A 17,562-nucleotide genomic window follows, 5' to 3' on the forward strand; every position below is an offset into this window, starting at 1 on the left:
CGTTCGCATGGACTCCGCCGAGCTCGGCGCCCTGCTCTTTCGTCCCGAGATGCTTGGGAAGTGGATCGGAGCCGGGGTGATACTGCCCTTCAGGAAGGGTGCATTGGCTACGGTTCCCGCTCCGGGAGGGTCTTTGGCCCAGCACATGGTGACCCACGCGACCGTCGGCGAGGGTGTATTCACGCTGACTGCCGAGTGCGAGACCAGCGGAACGAGTCTGACGATCCGCGTACGCCCCGCGCCCGGCCCCGCCACGGATGACGGAAGGAGCGTCGTGAGGGTGACGGTGGGGAACATCCTCGAGTCCATGGGCGTCCGGACGAGTCTGGCCTTCTGGCAGGCGGCCTTGAACAGGCTCAGCGTGATCGTCCAGGCCATCCGGCGCCGGCGCAACTCGCCCAAGCAGGCCCTGATCGTCGTTCACGGCATTGGCGAGCAGCAACCCGGACAGACACTCATGGAATTTGTGCAGGCGGTATTCGGCACCGACTCGAGCCAGACGCTGCGCTGGGTGAAGCCCGATAACCTGTCGGATTCCTTCGAAACGCGAAAGGTCACGATCAAGGCGGCAGCCTCACCTCCCGGTGCACCCGGCGAGGGACGGCCGACGACTGATGTCTATGAGCTCTACTGGGCACACCTTGTCCGCGACAGCACCACTGGGCAAGTTATGGGGTGGATGAAGAACTTGTTGTTGCGCAAGAGCTCGGACATGCCAGCGTCCCTCAGGCCCCACGTACGCATTGTCCGAATACTGCTGGTCGTAGTCTTGCTGGCCTTCGTTGGGGCCACCGGCTACGCCGCGTTCAAGCCCGCGAGCTCCGGCGGGATGCTGGCTGGTGGCGGACTGATTGCAGTGGTCATCGCGTTGCTTGGACTGGTCTGGAAGCTCCTGAAGCAACGCGGCACGAAGCTCCTCACCGGGCATTTGGGTGATGCCGCAAGATACTTCGAGCCCAAGCCGGACAATATCGCCCGCCGGCAGGAAATCCGCGAAGCCGGTGTTCGACTGCTCGAAGGAATGCATGAATCGGGCGAATACCAGCGGATCGTCGTGGCGGCGCACAGCCTCGGCAGCGCCATCGCCTACGACATGCTCACTTTCGCTTGGAACCGCCTCCGTCAACAGCACGCCAATCCAGACCACGCGAGCTTTGGCGCGCTGGGTGCCGTGGAGTCGGCCTTGATGCCAAGGGACCCCGAAGCGGCGGAAACCCCTGCGGCTCGGGACCTCCAGTATGCGGCGTGGCAGGAACACAGGCTGAACAGCCAGCCATGGCTTGTGACCGATCTGGTGACGATGGGCTCGCCGCTGACCCACGCGCATCTCCTCATGGCGGGCAGCAATGAAGCTTTTTCGTCCATGAAGAAAAACCGGATACTTCCCAGCTGCCCACCGCAGGCAGAATTCACAGCGATCGGGCAACCCCGCATCAGCTATGCCCTTTCAGACCGCTCGATGGACGGGTCCTTCAGGGGAGGGTTTCTGGTCCCGAACCATGGTGCCCTCTTCGCACTGACTCGCTGGACGAACTTGTACTTCCCCTTCCACGGCATTATTGGCGGCGATCCGGTGGGCGGGCCGCTGAAGGGGAACTTTGGCGACTGGATCTCGGACCGTCCTGTCCGGACGCGAAAAGCCGGCTTCATGGGCTTTGCGCACACACGTTATTGGGCCCTGGATGGTGGCGACGGAGCATACGTCGGGCAACCCGGCGAAGATCATCTGGACTGCCTGCGCGAGGCACTGGATCTCTACTCGGCCAACCGGTTGAGGGATCTCGCGGCAGCGCGGCCGGCGTACACCTATCTCTGATGCGGGACAGTTGCGGCAATGTAGTAGACCAGTTGGACGGACGGGGTGTGCGTCAAATGAATCCCCCCAAAAAAATTAATTTTGGGTTAGGGCTCTCGCCCTGACTACACACCCCGTCCGGGCCTCATCATATTCCCTTTGGTGGGTGTGCGGTAGCTCTCGAGCCGATCTCCAGGTGCACCAAACCATCTACCAACCCAGGTATGGTGCCAGGCAGGACGCTCGGGCAAGAATTCCCGGGGATCCGCCACGCCGCTCCCTTCGCAGCGAACGGCGGCAACTGATGGCACCCTTGTCACCGCCAGTAAGAGAGGCACCCGACAATCGGAGGCCGAAGGCCCCTTATCCGCCGGCGAAGGGCGGCAGCACGTCCAGCTCGTCGCCGGGGCGCAGCACGCGGTCCTTGTCCTGTTCGCTCACGCCGTTGACCAGGAAGCTGCAGCGCCCCAGCACCGTGGCCAGCGAAGTGGTGCGGCGCAGCAGCGGCCCATCGGGGACCGGGGCAGCTGCCGGGGCGTTGGTTGCCAGGTGCTCGAGCACCGTGCCCAGCGTGGCGCCGGGAAGCTGAAGCAGGTCGATTCGTTCCTCGGTCGTGCCGGCGGCCTGGGCCGCGGCGGCAAAGTATCGAATGCGCAATTATCCTCCGATGGCGCTCATGGAGCGGTCCGATTGTACAAAGTCCTTGGAGCCCAGTCCGGTGTGGTCCATGCCGTGGGCCCGCGGCTTGCCCCACATCGCTGCCCGCCAGCGTTCGGCAATGGCCCGATCGTCCGAGCCGTCACGCAGCAGCGCGGACAGGTCGGTTTCCTCCCGGGAGAACAGGCAGCTCATGACCTTGCCCTCGGCAGTGATGCGGGTGCGTTTGCAGTCGGAGCAGAACGGCTCGGACACCGAGGCGATGATGCCCACCGCACCCAGGATGGTGTCGGGGTCCTGCGGGGTGGAGACCAGGAAGCGTTCGGCCGGGGCACCGTCGCGCGGCTTGGTATCGGGGGAGAGGCGGAAGCGGGTTTCCAGGTAGGCGCGCAAATCCGCGGCGGTAACCATGTTGTCCTTGCGCCACACGTGGTCCGCGTCCAGCGGCATCTGCTCGATGAAGCGCAGCTCCAGGCCGCGCTCCAGGGCCCAGGCCAGCAGCTCGGGTGCCTGCTCGTCGTTGATCCCGCGCATCAACACCGCATTGATCTTCACCGGCGCCAGGTCGGCGGCCAGGGCCGCGTCGATCCCGGCGAACACCGAGTCGATGTGGTCGCGCCGGGTGAGCTTGGCGAAGGTCTCGGCATGCAGGGTGTCGAGGGAAACGTTGATGCGGGTCAGTCCGGCCTCTTTGAGCGCGGCTGCCTTCTTGGCCAGTCCCACCCCGTTGGTGGTCAGGGAGATGGGAAGGTCCGGGTGCTCGCTGCGCACCGTGGCGATGATCTGGGGCAGGTCCACGCGCACCAGGGGTTCGCCGCCGGTGAGGCGCAGTTCGCGCACTCCCAGGTCACGCACGCCGATGCGCACGATCCGGGAGATTTCCTCCAACGTCAGCAGCTTGGACTTGGGCAGCCAGGCCAGCCCGTCGGCGGGCATGCAGTAGGTGCAGCGGAGGTTGCACTTGTCGATCAGGGAGATGCGCAGGTCGGTGGCCTGTCGGCCGAACTTGTCGCTGAGCCCGGGGGAGTCTGCGGGTGCCGGTGTCAGGATGGTGGGCATGGGCAGGCTGACGGTGCTGCGCGGTGTTTCTGGGTTCGTCGCCATATATCGAGGGTAGTCCACGGGGGAGGCCTTTTGACCATTTGTGGCTTGGCTCTGGGCGGACAGCGCGACAGTGCTGCCGCCGGCATTCACCCGGTGTGGTTGGTTGACGCCGCAAGGATCCATCGCCCCCAGGGAATGGCGTGCCATACCCACCCACGTGAAGCTTTCCATCGGGCTGGCCGGGTCCCTATATTCTGTGCGACTGAGTGGTGTGCATCCCCCCAAATCTAGGGATTGCCGTCGGGTCGGTTTCGGGAGAATCATGAAGAGTCCACGGCAATGCCGTCCTATCCCCATAGGGGCCCAGCCGCATCGAACCCACATCACTTGATTTCGGGGGGGCAGAAGAGCATGGCACTACAGGATCCTCAGTCGGGAGCTCTCACGCAGAGTGAACGAGACCCGGCAAGCCTCCCGACTCGGCGCGGGGTGCTGGTCGGGCTTGCCGCCGTCGCGGGCGCAGTTGCCGCAGGCGGCCTCACGGCGCCACCGGTCAGGGCAGCAACCACGACGCGGGCGGTCACGCTCGATGAGTTCATGGAGCTCTCGGACATCTTGACCGACAATGAATTCAGTCTGCGCGACGAGGTGGGTCAGCAGTACCTGCGGGCCCTGAACAATGATCCGGCACACGCGCAGACGCTCCGCGTGCTGGTCAACGGCACGGTGCGCGTGAAGCGTCGACCCAGGACCTTCGACGAAGTACGTCGCAGCGGCGTCCTGAATGACGATGCCGTGGCGGAGACAGCCCGGCAGATCCTTGTCCATTGGTATTCGGGCCTGGTCAATGGCCGGACCGCTGACTACCTGGAGGCCCTGGCCTGGGAAACGCTGCCGTTCGCCGAGCCGGCGAGCACGAAAATCGGCTTTTCGAAATGGGATGATGTGCCATGAGCGATACTCTCACCACCGATGTGGTCATCGTGGGTTCCGGCGTGGCCGGAGCCCTGGTCGCCGATGCGCTCACTCGCGCGGGTGTCGGCGTCATCATGCTCGAAGCCGGACCACCGGTGGATCGCGACCAAGCGGTCGAGGTCTTTCGGGCCGCCCCGGCCAAGGTCCCCGAAAGCCCGTACCCGAACGTGCCGTGGGCGCCACATCCGACCAGCCTGGAGATCGGGGTTCCCGGCACCGGCTACTTCATCCAGGACGGACCCGATGCCTTCGGCTCCACCTATGAGCGGATCGTGGGTGGCACCACCTGGCACTGGCTGGGCAGCACGCCGCGGCTGTTGCCCAGGGACTTCGAGATGCGGACCCGGTTCGGGGTCGGCGCGGACTGGCCGATCACCTACAACGATCTCGAGCCGTGGTATGTCAGGGCGGAGCGCGAAATGGGCGTTTCAGGAGACTCGAACGAGGACCTGGGGTCACCGCGCAGCGCGGGGTACCCCATGGAGGCGATACCGACCAGCTTTCTGGACCGGGTGATCGGCCAAGCCGCTGCCGGGATCGGTCTGCAGGTTCGGTCCACCCCTCAGGCACGCAACTCCGAATCCTCCTTCAATGACCGTCCGCGCTGCGAGGGGAACAGCAACTGCATCCCCATTTGTCCCATCGGCGCCAAGTATGACGCGCTCATCCACCTGGAGCGTGCCCGGGAGAACGGTGCACGGTTGGTGGCCAACGCCGTGGTGTTCGACGTGCTGGTGAGCGGTGGCCGCGCGACCGGGGTGCGATACCGCACACCCGACCGGACCGATCACACGGTGCTGGCCAAGGCCGTGGTGCTGGCCGCGCACGGCATCGAGACGCCGAAGCTGCTGCTGTCCAGCGACAATGGGCGGGGAGTGGCGAACTCCTCGGATCAAGTGGGTCGCAACCTGATGGACCACCCGATCCAGCTGTCGTGGGCCTTGTCTCGCGATCCGGTGTATCCCCAGCGCGGCCCGGGCTCGACGGCCGGGATAGACAGCACCCGCGAGCGTCCCGATGCGGACGCGCGCAGTGCCTTCCGCGTCGAGATCGGCAACGACGGATGGCGGTTCCCCATCGGTGATCCGACGTTCGAGTTCACCGCCCCCGCTCCGTTCCCACGCCTGCGCGAAGGCGGCAACGCACTGGCGCGGCGCTGGAATGAGCACGTCCAGCGCGAGATCCGGTTTGCCAGCTCGGTCGAGCAGCTGCCCGACCCGGGCAACCGCATCGTGCCGGACTTCAACAACCTCGACGACATCGGATTGCCTCGTCCCCGCATCACCTTCGCCGTCGGCGCGTCTGTCCGCGCCGGCATGGCCGACGCGGCCGCCGTACATGAAAACCTGTTCGCAGAGCTGGAGGCCACCGAGCGCAACCACTCCGACGTCCCATTCGGTGCCGGGCACATCATGGGAACGACGGCGATGGGTGAAAACCCGGCCACCTCGGTGGTGGATGCGGAAGGCCGCAGCCATGACGTGCCGAACCTGTGGGTGGTCGGTTCATCGGTGTTCCCCACCGCCGGCACGGCCAACCCGACATTGACGCTGGCTGCGCTGGCCCTGCGGACGGCGGAGCGGTTGGTGGCGCGGTTGTAATAGGCAACCCGCTTCAGCGCCTCCAACCAAAACCCATCATTCCACCGGCCCCAGTCAACAGACCCCCGGGAAGAACCTTCCCGGGGGTCTGCCTTGCCCACAGTGACGATTGGATTGCCAGTCGGGCCCCGATACGTTCAGGCCCTGCCGAAGCCGTGGCGGCGGTTCCCCGGGCGAGCGATTCAGCCGTGGCAGCACGGGTGGCCACGGCTCCACCCTGCCCGCTGCCTCGGTATGCTTTTGCGAAGGCAGCGTGGTCCGCGTGGCCACCAGCCTGCTCCAGGGAGGGCGACCTTCGTGGTGGCGCTCGGAGCGCAGGAATTTTCGGATCGTCGAATGAACAGGGATTGCTGAACCACGGCGCAGATGGGCACACGTTTGGCAACGGTCGAAGTGCCGACAATGGTGGGACAGCGACGGCCCCACCGAACGTGAGGCGCGTAGGAAAACGTGGCTGCACTGATGAAGGAATTCGGTGACTAGGAATGCGGCACCGCCACTGCGACCTAGGATGGAAGGCATGAGACCACCATTTCGCCGCAGCGTCCGCGAGCACCTGGAAGCCATAGAGGATTTGTTGGCTCCCGTGCTGCGGGATGCGGGCAGCGAACCGTCGGAGCTGGTCCAGGCGTTGGGCCGCACGCTGGCCCACGACCTGCTGGCCCCGCGTGCGTTGCCGCCCTGGGACAACTCCCAGATGGACGGTTATGCGGTGCACACCGGGGACCTGGGCTCTGGTGCCTTGCGGGTGGTCGCCCCGATCGCCGCCGGCCAGGCTGCCGCTGCCCTGGTGCGCGGCACCGCCGCGCCCATCATGACAGGTGCCCCGATGCCGGAAGGGGCCAACACCGTCATCCCCGTCGAGGCGGCAAACCCCGATCGCTTTCCCACGGTCGCCGAAGTTGCAGACGGATTCACCGTGGTGCTGCCGGATTCCAGTCCGGTGGGCAACTACGTGCGTGCCCGCGGCAGCGACATCGCCGAAGGTGCGTTGGTGTTGGAGGCAGGGACACGGCTTGGCCCCACGGCATTGGGCATCGTGGCCGGGCTCGGCCTGGCCGAGGTGCAGGTCCAATCCCGGCCGAGGGTGCTGTTGCTGTCCACCGGGGACGAACTGGTCGCCCCCGGCGGGGAGCTGGGCCCGGGGCAGATCCACGACGCCAACACCACCTTGCTGCACGCAGCGCTGACGGGCGCCGGCTGCCAGGTGGCCGTCGCGGGCGTACTCGATGACTCGCCCGAACAGTTCACCACGTCCCTGCGGGCGGCGCTGATGGCCGGCGACAGGAACTACCACCTGGTGCTCAGCAGCGGGGGGATCTCCAAGGGCGCCTTCGACGTGGTCAAGGCGGTGCTCAGCACCCATGGCATCGACTTCGGCTCCGTGGCCATGCAGCCCGGAGGGCCCCAGGGCTCCGGAACCCTCGCCCTGCCCGGGTGCTCACCGGTGGCCTTCATTGCGCTGCCGGGAAACCCGGTCAGCGCCTATGTCAGTTTTGAGATGTTCATCCGCCCGGTCCTGGCCATGGCCTTGGGCCTGCCCGAGCGCGTCTTGGCCACCGCCACGCTCACCGAGGACCTGGACTCGGTTCCCGGCAAGCTGCAGGTGCGCCGCGGCAGCTATGCCCACGGCACAGTCGCGCCCGTTGGCGGGGCCTCCTCCCACCTCCTGGCTGCCCTGGCTGCCAGCAACGCCTTCATCCTCCTCGACGAGGAGACCACCACCCTGCCCGCGGGAAGCCGCGCGGACATCATGATCATTGGAGACGGCTCATGAGAAGCGACACCACACCCGAACCGAACGCCGAACCTTCCGGCGGGAAGCTCTCTCACGTTCGCGCCGACGGCACCGCCCACATGGTCGATGTCAGCGACAAGGCAGAAACCAGCCGCCAGGCCACCGCCGAGGCCTTTGTGCACACCACCGGCGAGGTCCTGGGACTGATCTCCGGTGCCGGGATGCCCAAGGGCGACGCGCTCGCCGTGGCCCGCATTGCCGGGATCATGGGGGCCAAGAAAACCTCCGAGCTCATCCCGCTGTGCCACCCGCTGCCGATCTCCAAGGTGGTCATCGACTTCGACCTGGACGCCGAAGACTCCGTGCGGATCGTTGCCACGGTGAAGACCCGCGGCGTGACCGGTGTCGAAATGGAGGCGTTGACCGCAGTGAGCACCGCGGCCCTGGCCCTGTATGACATGATCAAGGCCGTCGACAAGCACGCGAGCATCACCGACATGCGCGTGCTGGCCAAGTCCGGCGGCAAGTCCGGATCCTGGGACATTGCTCCCCAACAACTTCCCAACCCCGAAGGAGAACTGCGCGCATGAGTGCCTGTGAACCACTGGGCGCCCCTCGCAAGGCGGCCATCCTCATTTCATCCACCCGTGCGGCCATGGGCATCTACGAGGATGCCAGCGCCCCGGTCATTGCCGACTGGCTCCAGGAACAGAACTTCGATGTCATCCCGGCCATCGTCGTGCCGGACGGCCCGTCCGTCGGTGCGGCGCTGCAGGGACTGCTGCTGTCCAAGCCGAGCGTCATCATCACTTCAGGCGGCACCGGGCTCAGCGCCGATGACAGGACGCCGGAGGAAACCGAACCGCTGCTGGACCGGATGGTCCCCGGCATCATGGAGGCGCTGCGCGCAGCCGGGCGGGAAAAGACCCCGATGTCCGCGCTGAGCCGCGGGCATGCGGGGGTGTCGGGGGAGACCTTCATCGTGAACCTGCCGGGTTCCCCCTCCGGGGTCATGGACGGGCTCACGGTGCTCACTCCCTTGCTCACGCACATCTGCGACCAGCTGGAGGGACGCCATGCCCACTAACGGGCCCCAATCACCCGGCGAAGCGGTCTTCGCGGGCATCAGCGACACCCCCATCGACGCGGACACCGCCTGGGACGCGGTGGAGTCAGAGCACACCGGCGCCGTGGTTACCTTCGGCGGCATCGTGCGCAACCACGACGGAGGCCGCGAGGTGCTGAAACTGACCTACAGCGCCCACCCCAGCGCCCCGGCGCGGATGGTCGAGCTGGTGGACGAGGTCGCCTCCCGGCACCCCGGGACCCGGCTGTGGGCGGCCCACCGGGTTGGGGAGCTGCACATCGGGGACGCCGCCCTGGTGGCGGCCGCAGCTGCTGCCCACCGCGGGGCGGCCTTCGACGCCTGCCGCGACCTGGTGGAGACCGTCAAGGCCCACGTGCCTGTTTGGAAGGAACAGTTCTTCGCCGACGGCGAGGTTGAATGGGTGGGCAGTGCCTGAACCCGAGGCGTTCCAACCGGCGCGCGTTGTGTGCTCCGTCCTGCGCGCCGGTACCCTGAACAGATGACCAATGCACCAGAAATTGCCCAGTGGATCCTTGACGCGATCCACAAAGAAAAGACCGTCCACCAGGAAGCCCTGGTGCCCCGCATTGCGGAGGCCTTCGGCGAGGAGTGGGTCTACACGAATGAAAACGGGCACCCGGCCATCAACCGCGATGTCCTGAAGTCCCTGCGCAAGTTGCGCGACGCCTCGGTGGCCTGGAACCGCGAGGACCGCAGCTGGAACGTCGTCGACGCCAGCTAGCACGATGGACATGAACGAGGGGGTTACCGGAACCTTGTGCTCCGGTGGCCCCCTCTGCCGTTGGCCACTTGTTTGGCCCGCGGAAACCGGCAGGCCCGATGGGGGCCGCCAGCGGGGAGGCGATGGGGGTGCCGCCCGCCGCGGGGCGGTGTCGCAGACTCGAGGAGAGTTCCCCCTTGGATTATTGATCGCACAGAACCGGCCAACCCCACCACCCTGGCGGTGGGAAGACAATGTGCGGGGAGCATGGACGGACCGGGAGAAGCCGGGAACCGCGAGCGCCAAGGGTCCAGGGCCGTCCCGTTGCCGGGCGCACTTTTCTCCGAGGTGGGCCGGGAACAACCACGACGCTGCCTGCGAACCGCTGCAAGATTCCCCGAGCGCATCCCCGCGACGCCCACCAAGTCGAGCAGGAATCAAGAAGCGCCCATCCGTGGTTCCGCCTAGAGTGGGTCCGGTAAAGCAGGTCAATGAAAGGAAATCACCATGAGCGCGACCTTCAGCAAAGAGGAAAAGGCTGCCATGAAGGCAGCGGTGGCCGAGGAAAAGGCTTCCAAGAAAAGTGCCGACCTGGAGGCGGCGTGCCTCGCGGCCATCGGCGAGATGACCGGCTCCGACAAGGAGTTGGCCGAAACCCTGCACGGGTTGGTCAAGGAGCACACGTCCCTGGGGGCAAAGACCTGGTACGGCATGCCGGCGTACACCAATGCCGAGGGCAAGGTCGTGGTGTTCTTCCAGAGCGCCGCCAAGTTCAAGGTGCGGTACGCAACGATCGGCTTCCAGGAAGACGCGAACCTCGACGAGGGCAATTTCTGGCCGAGCTCCTACGCGGTGACCAAGCTGACCGCCGAGGACCAGCAGCGACTGGTGGAATTGCTGAAGAAGGCAGTCAGCGAGGCATAGCCCCGGGCCGATCGTGGTGGCCCCGGCGATGGCGTCTACCGGTTGTAGGATTGTCTGCATCTAGACAATTCGGCTAGTCAATTCGGCCCAAGCGAGGAATCACCGGCATGACCGCATCGAGCATCGAACCGCTGAAACAGGAATCCACGCCGGCCATCATTGCGCGCCAGATCCGCATGGCGATCGAGAACGGCGAGTTCGGACCGGGCGCACAGTTGGCCGAAGCCGACCTCGCCGGGCGCCTGGGTGTCAGCCGCGGCCCGTTGCGGGAGGCCATGCAGCGCCTGACCCAGGAGGGGCTGCTGGTGAGCATCCGCAACCGCGGCCTGTTCGTCGCGCAGTTCACGCAGGCCGACATCACCGACATCTATCGGGCGCGAACCGCGGTCGAGCGTGGTGCCGCGCTGAAGATCATCGAGGTCGACCACACGAACGGGCAGGTCGGTAAGGAACTGCTCGGGATCGTGGCAGAGATGGAGGCCCATGGGACCGACCCCGCCGCACTGAGCCGAAGCGACATCTCCTTCCACGAGGCCATGGTCCGGCTGGCCGACAGCCCGCGGCTCAGCCGCATCCACGGCACGCTGGTGACGGAGACCCGGATGTGCCTCTCTGCCCTGGAAAAATCCGAATACCCCGTCGCGGAGCGCATCGCCGGGCACCGGCGCATTGCCCAGGCGATCCTCGACGCCGACGTGCCGGAACTGCACCGGGCGCTCGCCGACCACATGGACAGCGCCGTAGACCACCTCGTGGGCCCCGCAGCCGCGAAAGGCCGCCGGGACGACGCGGCCTCCTGATTCGTCGCCGGCAAGCACCCGGGGTGCTTAGGGCGTCTGCCCCGGGGAAGCATCGCCGTTCTCCGCTTCGGGCTCGGCCTCCGGCTCCGGGGCGACCGGCCAGACGGGGTCCCTGTCGGCCCGCTCGGCGTTGCGCGCAACGATGCCGATCGGCCCGGTCATGGGTTCCTCCGTCGGGGTGGTGAAGCCAAAGCGCGGAGTGGCCGGGCGGCGCGGTTCGGTGAGCGGCTGCGGGAGCCCCGCCAGTCCGGGACCGCTTGAAACCGCCCGCTCGCCGGGGTTGCCCAGCAGGGTGCTGGACTCGGCCGCTGTTAGGCGGGCATCGCCGGCGGGCACCAGCCCGCGCGGGAAGGCGGTGAAGGTCTCCACTCCGGTGTCGGTGACCCGGATCGCCTCCGAGACCTCGTAGCCGTAGCCCTCCATCCACATGCCGCACATCAGGTGGAACGTCATGTTCTCCTGCAGTACCGTCAACTCCTCGCTGCGCAGGGAGATGGTGCGCTCGCCCCAGTCCGGCGGGTAGCCCACGCCGATCGAGTAGCCGATGCGCGAGGCCTTCTCATAGCCGTATTCAAACAGGGTCCGGTTGAAGACCTGAGAGAGTTCCTGCACGGGGGTGCCCGGTGCCACGGCCTCCAGCACCGCAGCCAGCGCGTGGTCGGTGGCCCGGGCCAGGTGCGCCAGCTGGGGGGAGGGCTTGCCGGGCATGAAGGTGCGGGCCATCGGCACGTGGTAGCGGTGGTAGGCGCCGGCCAGCTCCACGATCATCGCCTCATTCGGCTTCAGCGGTTCGTCGCTCCAGGTCAGGTGCGGGGTGTCGGCGGATTGACCGGTGGGGAGCATCGGAACGATCGCCGGGTAGTCGCCGCCGGCCTCCGCGGTGCCCGTCAGCTGTGCCTGGCTGATGGCGGCGGCGATGTCGCACTGGCGGGCGCCGACGTCGATGGCGTCATGGGCGGCTTGCATTGCCAGGTTGGTGAACACCGCGGCCTGGCGCATCAGCTGGATCTCCGCCGGGGACTTGACGGCCCGGACCCAGTTCACCAACTCAAAGCAGTCCACCAGTGTCCATTCCGGCAGGGCGTTGACCAGCGAGCGATAGCCCTTGGGGGAGAAGAAGTGTGCGTCCATTTCCAGGCCAACGCAGCCCTTGGCTGCGGGGGCGATCAGGTAGCGGGCGCGCAGGGCATAGGCCACCCAGTCGAAGGGGTGCAGGTGCGGGCGGTGAACGTAGCGCTCGGGATAGCCCACGATGTTTTCCGGCGGCAGCCAGCTGGTCCGGAAGGCCCCGTTGGCGTCCATTTCCCGGGAGAACAGGATCATGTCCCCTTCCATGGGGACGAAGACCAGTTGCGGGGTGTAGAAAGACCACGCGTTGTAGCCGGTCAGATAGTAGATGTTTGCCGGATCGGTGACCAGCAGGGCGCTCAGGCCCTGCTCCTGCATGCGCACCCTCGCCGCGGCCAGCCGCGCGGCATACTCCTCGGTGGTGAAGAGCATAGGTGCGACGCCCACATGTTCCATCGTGACCCCTTAACACAGTTGGTAGATTGTTGACAACGATAGGGGGTGGCGCGGACCACTGACAAGGGGTTCGGGGTGCGGGGTCGGCAGGGCTGCCTGATGGGAGGCCGTCCCATCAGAGGCAAGGGATCGTCCGGCGAATGCCCGCCGAACGATCCCTTGCCTTGTGGGGCGCATTGCCCGGGGGTACTTCCGTGGGCACACCCCCCCCTAGTGGGTGCCGATGGTGCCCTCTTCGCCGCCGAGCACGGCATGCAGGAAGTCCTTGGTGCGCTGGTGCTTCGGGTCGCTGAACATGACCGCCGGCGGGGCCTCCTCGACGATCTTGCCGCCGTCGAACATCAGCACGCGGTTGGAGACGTCGCGGGCAAATTGCATCTCGTGGGTGACGATCAGCATCGTGATGTTGGTGGTCTCGGCGATGTTGCGCAGGATGCCCAGCACCTCGCCGACGATCTCTGGGTCCAGCGCGCTGGTGACCTCGTCCAGCAGCAGGATTTCCGGGTCCAGGGCCAGGGCCCGGGCGATGGCCACGCGCTGCTGCTGCCCGCCGGAAAGCGAGGTCGGATGCTGCTCGGCCTTGTCGGCCAGGCCGACCTTCTCCAGCAGCTCCTTGGCCCGGGCCGTGGCCTCGGCCTTGGACTGGCCCAGCACGTGGACCGGGGCCTCGATGATGTTCTCCAGCACCGACATGTTCGGGAAGAGGTTGAACTGCTGGAAGACCATGCCGATCCGCTGGCGGATCCGCTTCTGGTCCTTCTTGCTGCGGGCCACCCGCTTGCCGCCGCGCTCCTCATGGGTCAGCGGTTCGCCGTCGATGAAGATGTAGCCGTCGGTGGCCTCCTCCAACGTCATGACCAGGCGCAGGATGGTGGTCTTGCCGGACCCGGAGGGGCCGATCAGGGTGACGCGGTCGCCCTTGGCGACGGAAAAGTTCAGCTCGTGCAGCACCACGTTGCTGCCGTAGGACTTCTCGACGTCGCGGAACTCGATCACGGGTGCCGACGGTGCGGAACCGGCGGCCGCCGGGCTGGTTGCGGAATCAGGTGTTGAAGGCAAGGCGCTTTTCCAATCTGCCAATCAGGAGTGAGGTCGGGTAGCTGGCCAGGAGGAAGATGATTCCCACCAGGGTGAGCGGTTCGACGTAGCGGAAGGCGTTGCCGCCGAAGATCAACCCGGCGTTCACGAGTTCGACCACGCCGATGACCAGCAGGAACGGGGTGTCCTTGAACATCGAAACCGCGTAGTTGCCCAGGGCCGGGATGGTGGCGCGCAGCGCCTGCGGAATGACGACGGCGGTCCAGGTGCGTCGCGAGGACATCGACAGCGCGGTGGTGGCCTCCCACTGGCCCTTGGGCACCGAGTCGATCCCGGCACGGTAGACCTCCGACATATAGGTGGAATAGTGGATGCCGAAGACGATGATGCCGATCGTCACCCCCTCCAGCGACAGGAACGCGTAGTAGGCGAACAGCAGCTGGACCACGATGGGCGTCATCCGAATGAAGTTGGCGATCCACTTGATGGTGGAGGCGACCGGCCGCGGGGCCATCCGCATGGCCATTGCTATGAACAGGCCAAGGACTGCGGCAATCAGCGTGCTGAGGACCGTGACCAGCAAGGTGACCTTGAGGAACGCCATGAGCAGCGTCGGAAGCACCTCCCAGGTGCTGTCCCAGTGCCATTCCAGGGCGGTGTTGACGGCAATCATATGGCTCCTCCCGCCGGACTGCCGACAGTGGGTGCCGGACTCAGTATGGACTTGACCGTGATGCCCTGGCCGAGCTTGCGCTTCGCGCGGCGTTCCAGGGTGTTCATCAGGAAGGTCAGGACCAGTGCGATGACGAAGTAGCTCAGCAGCCCGACCACGCCGTAGGCAAACACGGTATCGGTGACGCGCTTGAGCTGGTCGAGGTGGTAGGTGAAGTCGGCAATCGTGATGAAGCTGACGATTGCCGTTCCCTTCATCAGGTGGATGAGCAGGTTGTTCAGGGACGGGATCATCAGGGCCCAGGCCTGGGGGAAGATCACGCGGTACATCCGCTGCGCGGCGCCCATGCTCAGCGCCGTGGTGGCTTCCCACTGGCCCGTGGAGACCGAATTGATGGAACCGCGAACGACTTCTGCCCCGTAGGCGCCGTAGTTCAGGCCCAGTCCGATCACGCCGACCAGCAGCGGGTGCAGGTCCATGCCGAGCAAGGGAAGCACGTAGAACAGCCAGAACAGCTGCACCACCAGCGAGGTGCCGCGGAAGAACTCAATGACGATGCGCGCGGGGATGCGCGCGGCTTTCGATGGATGGGTGGCAGCGAGGCCCAGCGCCACGGACAGGGCGAAGGCCGCCAACCCGCCCAGGACGGTGAGCTGGACAGTGACCAGAATGCCGTCCAGCAGCCGCGGCATGGCCTCCCCTAGCGCCGCAAATTTTTCGTCCACAGGTGATGGACTCCTTTGGGTCATCGATCTCGTCGGTGTCTCCGGCCGGAGACGGGCAGTCGTTCCGCCATCGCCGCATGGCGCGGGCGGATCCCGTCGGTGGCACCGGCATCGCTGCCGGCGCCACCGCTCACGGTGCGGCTACGGGGCCGGTGTGCCTTCGCAGAGCTCTTCGGTGGTCAGGTCCTTGGGCGGAAGGTTCTCGGCCGTGAAGCCGTATTCGCCCACGACGGCAAGGTAGGTTTCCTCGGACTCGGTGATCTTGGCCAGGCCCTCGTTGTAGGCCTCGCGCAGCTCGTCGTCACCTTGGGCGAAGACGGTGGCTCCCGCGCCGATCTGCGGAACCCCGTCGATCTCCTGCACGAAGGCCTCCGTGACCTCGACATTGGCGTCCGGGTTCTCATCGGCCATGAAGTTCAGCGAGATCGCGGTCATCGCGAACGCATCGGCACGGCCGTTGTCCACGGTGTCCATGCCCGTCTGCGCATCCGGAACCGACTGCACTTCAAGGCCCAGGGAATCGGCGTAGCCGGCCTCGATGCCGCCAGCCAGCACCGCGAGCTTGATGTCTTCCCCGGCATCCATCTTCTCCTTGACGGAGTCGAGGTCGCTCAGGCCCTTCGGGTTGCCCTTTTGGGTCATCAGGGCAGTGGTGTACATGATCTCGGGGTCGGAGAAGTCGGCGTTGGCGCAACGCTCCGGGAGAATGGACATCCCCGCGCTGACGGCATCGGAGCGGTTGGCAGTCAGGCCGGGAATCAAGCCGTTCCAGTCGACCAAGACGGTGTTGACTTCCTTGATTCCCATGTCTCCGAAGATCTTCTTGGCCAGGGCGATCGTGGCGCCGGTGGGCTCGCCGTTCTCCTCGTATGAGTACGGGGCTTCGCCGGCGATGGCGACGGTGATGGAGCCCTTGTCCTTCAGTGCCTGCAATTTGCCTTCGCCCGCGGGGGCGGCGGCGGAGCCTCCGGGTTGTTCGGTGGTGGTTGATCCGGCACAGCCGCTGAGGGCCAGTGACAGGGAGGCTAGGACAACGCCTGTGGCCAGCAACGGCCTGCGAGTGATGCTGCGCTTCATGAGAAACCTCTTTCGGGGTGCGATGGCCAAGCCGCCCCGTGCGCCGGATCCTGTGAAGGGGTTGCGGCACCCGTGTGAGGCAGACCCGACCCGATCGTGGTGGGTGGTGGTGACGCTCAGTATGGTGTTGATCACGTTAGCCAGAAAAGAATCGATTGACAATCCGATGTTCGGGGCGTTGGATTGTTGACAAAAGCTGGCAGCGTGCAAGAGGTGCGCTCGAATCCCGGCTGATGTCAGGGAACCAGGCGGCAGGAGGGCTTGTTTCGCCGTGAATCCGGCACCTGCAGGCATAAATCACGATTAAGTTACGATTGGGTCTGCCGGTTGGGCCAAGAGGCTGGGGGAGCCGACGCGGCAACACCGGCGAAGGAAGAACGGAGCACCCGTGGACATGGGTCAACAGCCCTCGGCGACAAGCATGGTTCGGGTGCAGCGATCCTCGACGATCGACTTGATAACCAACCAATTGCGCAACGCCATTTACGAGGGCCTGCTCATGCCCGGAACCCCCATCCAGGAAGCCCAGGCGGCCAAGCAACTCGGGGTGAGCCGGGGCTCGCTGCGCGAGTCCACCCAGCGGCTCATCCAGGACGGCCTGCTGGTTTCCATCCCGGGGCAGGGACTGAGTGTGGCCGTCATTCGCCCGGCCGACCTGGAGGAACTCTACGCAACGCGCCTGGTGGTGGAGAGCGCCGCCATCCGCGTCATCGCCTCACTGCCGGACGCAGGGGAGCGGGCGATTCGCCTCCATGCCGCATCGGCGGTGCTGACCCGCCTGGAGGGTCTCGACGCCAGCCCCCAAGCCCTCGAATCCCCTCGATCCATCGGCGACGCGGACCTGGACTTCCACTTCGAGATGGTGCAGGCGTCCGGGAACCGTCGCCTGGTCAAGTACATGGCCAATCTGGTCGTGGAGACGCGACTGGCCAGCCTCGGCAACCCCGGCGGCTACGTCATTCGCACCGACCTGCACCGGGCCCACCGGGAACGGCTGGAGCTGGTGCTCGCGGGCGACGGCGAGGGCGCCGTGGACCTGCTCCAACGTCATTTCCGTGACGCCGTCGATCGACTGACCGGGGTGCTGCGCAAGCCGGTCGCCACGGCGCGGGTCTCCTTCGATGAGGCCGGGCACGAACTGGGACGCATCGGATCCTGACGCCGGACGAACCCCAGCCTCTAC

The 17,562-nt window shown here is 66.1% G+C and carries 18 protein-coding genes; 11 read left to right on the top strand and 7 right to left on the bottom strand.

The window, feature by feature from the left end; all coding sequences use genetic code 11:
* The first annotated feature begins 7 nt into the window (after positions 1 to 7).
* Positions 8 to 1,816 carry a hypothetical protein gene (locus tag ABD687_RS20050; protein ID WP_310288541.1) on the top strand — a complete coding sequence of 603 codons (1,809 nt, stop codon included), beginning with the start codon at positions 8 to 10 and terminating at the stop codon, positions 1,814 to 1,816.
* A 342-nt stretch (positions 1,817 to 2,158) separates the two neighbouring features.
* On the opposite strand, the gene ABD687_RS20055 is transcribed toward ABD687_RS20050, so the two are convergent.
* Positions 2,159 to 2,452, bottom strand: a complete 294-nt coding sequence (locus ABD687_RS20055) for a MoaD/ThiS family protein (RefSeq protein ID WP_310288539.1) — start codon at positions 2,450 to 2,452, stop codon at positions 2,159 to 2,161.
* Positions 2,453 to 3,511, bottom strand: a complete 1,059-nt coding sequence (gene moaA / locus ABD687_RS20060; protein ID WP_310293359.1) for a GTP 3',8-cyclase MoaA — start codon at positions 3,509 to 3,511, stop codon at positions 2,453 to 2,455.
* Between the two features lie 474 nt (positions 3,512 to 3,985).
* Between moaA and ABD687_RS20065 the strand changes: the two genes are divergently transcribed.
* The 9 genes from ABD687_RS20065 to ABD687_RS20105 all read left to right on the top strand — a co-directional run bounded on the left by ABD687_RS20065 (position 3,986) and on the right by ABD687_RS20105 (position 11,342).
* Positions 3,986 to 4,450, top strand: coding sequence for a sugar dehydrogenase complex small subunit (locus tag ABD687_RS20065; protein WP_344761013.1), 465 nt, complete (start codon positions 3,986 to 3,988; stop codon positions 4,448 to 4,450).
* A complete protein-coding gene (locus ABD687_RS20070) occupies positions 4,447 to 6,072 on the top strand; it encodes a GMC family oxidoreductase (protein WP_302262607.1) in 1,626 nt (541 codons plus the stop codon). Before ABD687_RS20065 ends, ABD687_RS20070 begins: the two co-directional genes overlap by 4 nt.
* Positions 6,073 to 6,592: 520 nt before the next feature.
* Positions 6,593 to 7,849: a molybdopterin molybdotransferase MoeA gene (locus tag ABD687_RS20075; protein ID WP_310288534.1), complete on the top strand. Its 1,257-nt coding sequence runs from the start codon at positions 6,593 to 6,595 to the stop codon at positions 7,847 to 7,849.
* Complete coding sequence (moaC, locus tag ABD687_RS20080; RefSeq protein ID WP_310288532.1) at positions 7,846 to 8,400, top strand: cyclic pyranopterin monophosphate synthase MoaC; 555 nt, start codon at positions 7,846 to 7,848, stop codon at positions 8,398 to 8,400. The genes ABD687_RS20075 and moaC overlap by 4 nt, the downstream gene beginning before the upstream one ends.
* Positions 8,397 to 8,897, top strand: a complete 501-nt coding sequence (locus ABD687_RS20085) for a MogA/MoaB family molybdenum cofactor biosynthesis protein (protein ID WP_302262604.1) — start codon at positions 8,397 to 8,399, stop codon at positions 8,895 to 8,897. The genes moaC and ABD687_RS20085 overlap by 4 nt, the downstream gene beginning before the upstream one ends.
* Positions 8,887 to 9,333, top strand: a complete 447-nt coding sequence (locus ABD687_RS20090) for a molybdenum cofactor biosynthesis protein MoaE (protein WP_310288530.1) — start codon at positions 8,887 to 8,889, stop codon at positions 9,331 to 9,333. The genes ABD687_RS20085 and ABD687_RS20090 overlap by 11 nt, the downstream gene beginning before the upstream one ends.
* 63 nt (positions 9,334 to 9,396) lie before the next feature.
* Positions 9,397 to 9,639 carry a DUF6953 family protein gene (locus ABD687_RS20095; protein WP_310288528.1) on the top strand — a complete coding sequence of 81 codons (243 nt, stop codon included), beginning with the start codon at positions 9,397 to 9,399 and terminating at the stop codon, positions 9,637 to 9,639.
* A 486-nt stretch (positions 9,640 to 10,125) separates the two neighbouring features.
* Positions 10,126 to 10,542, top strand: coding sequence for a hypothetical protein (locus ABD687_RS20100; protein WP_310288526.1), 417 nt, complete (start codon positions 10,126 to 10,128; stop codon positions 10,540 to 10,542).
* Between the two features lie 107 nt (positions 10,543 to 10,649).
* Entirely contained in the window at positions 10,650 to 11,342 is a 693-nt protein-coding gene (locus ABD687_RS20105) for a GntR family transcriptional regulator (RefSeq protein ID WP_310288523.1), read from the top strand.
* Positions 11,343 to 11,369: 27 nt separating this feature from the next.
* Here ABD687_RS20105 and ABD687_RS20110 read toward each other — a convergent pair whose 3' ends face one another.
* From ABD687_RS20110 to ehuB, 5 genes are all read right to left on the bottom strand, one after another.
* A complete protein-coding gene (locus tag ABD687_RS20110; RefSeq protein ID WP_377700268.1) occupies positions 11,370 to 12,866 on the bottom strand; it encodes a M24 family metallopeptidase in 1,497 nt (498 codons plus the stop codon).
* A 210-nt stretch (positions 12,867 to 13,076) separates the two neighbouring features.
* Complete coding sequence (ehuA, locus tag ABD687_RS20115; protein ID WP_377700267.1) at positions 13,077 to 13,925, bottom strand: ectoine/hydroxyectoine ABC transporter ATP-binding protein EhuA; 849 nt, start codon at positions 13,923 to 13,925, stop codon at positions 13,077 to 13,079.
* A complete protein-coding gene (gene ehuD, locus ABD687_RS20120; protein WP_264270342.1) occupies positions 13,909 to 14,577 on the bottom strand; it encodes an ectoine/hydroxyectoine ABC transporter permease subunit EhuD in 669 nt (222 codons plus the stop codon). Before ehuD ends, ehuA begins: the two co-directional genes overlap by 17 nt.
* Positions 14,574 to 15,302: an ectoine/hydroxyectoine ABC transporter permease subunit EhuC gene (gene ehuC, locus ABD687_RS20125; RefSeq protein WP_310288520.1), complete on the bottom strand. Its 729-nt coding sequence runs from the start codon at positions 15,300 to 15,302 to the stop codon at positions 14,574 to 14,576. The genes ehuD and ehuC overlap by 4 nt, the downstream gene beginning before the upstream one ends.
* A 141-nt stretch (positions 15,303 to 15,443) precedes the next feature.
* Positions 15,444 to 16,379: an ectoine/hydroxyectoine ABC transporter substrate-binding protein EhuB gene (gene ehuB / locus ABD687_RS20130; protein ID WP_302262598.1), complete on the bottom strand. Its 936-nt coding sequence runs from the start codon at positions 16,377 to 16,379 to the stop codon at positions 15,444 to 15,446.
* Positions 16,380 to 16,773: 394 nt separating this feature from the next.
* Between ehuB and ABD687_RS20135 the strand changes: the two genes are divergently transcribed.
* Positions 16,774 to 17,538 carry a GntR family transcriptional regulator gene (locus ABD687_RS20135; RefSeq protein WP_302262597.1) on the top strand — a complete coding sequence of 255 codons (765 nt, stop codon included), beginning with the start codon at positions 16,774 to 16,776 and terminating at the stop codon, positions 17,536 to 17,538.
* Positions 17,539 to 17,562: the final 24 nt, after the last annotated feature.

It is taken from the genome of Paeniglutamicibacter sulfureus (assembly GCF_039535115.1).
Lineage (GTDB): Bacteria > Actinomycetota > Actinomycetes > Actinomycetales > Micrococcaceae > Paeniglutamicibacter > Paeniglutamicibacter sulfureus.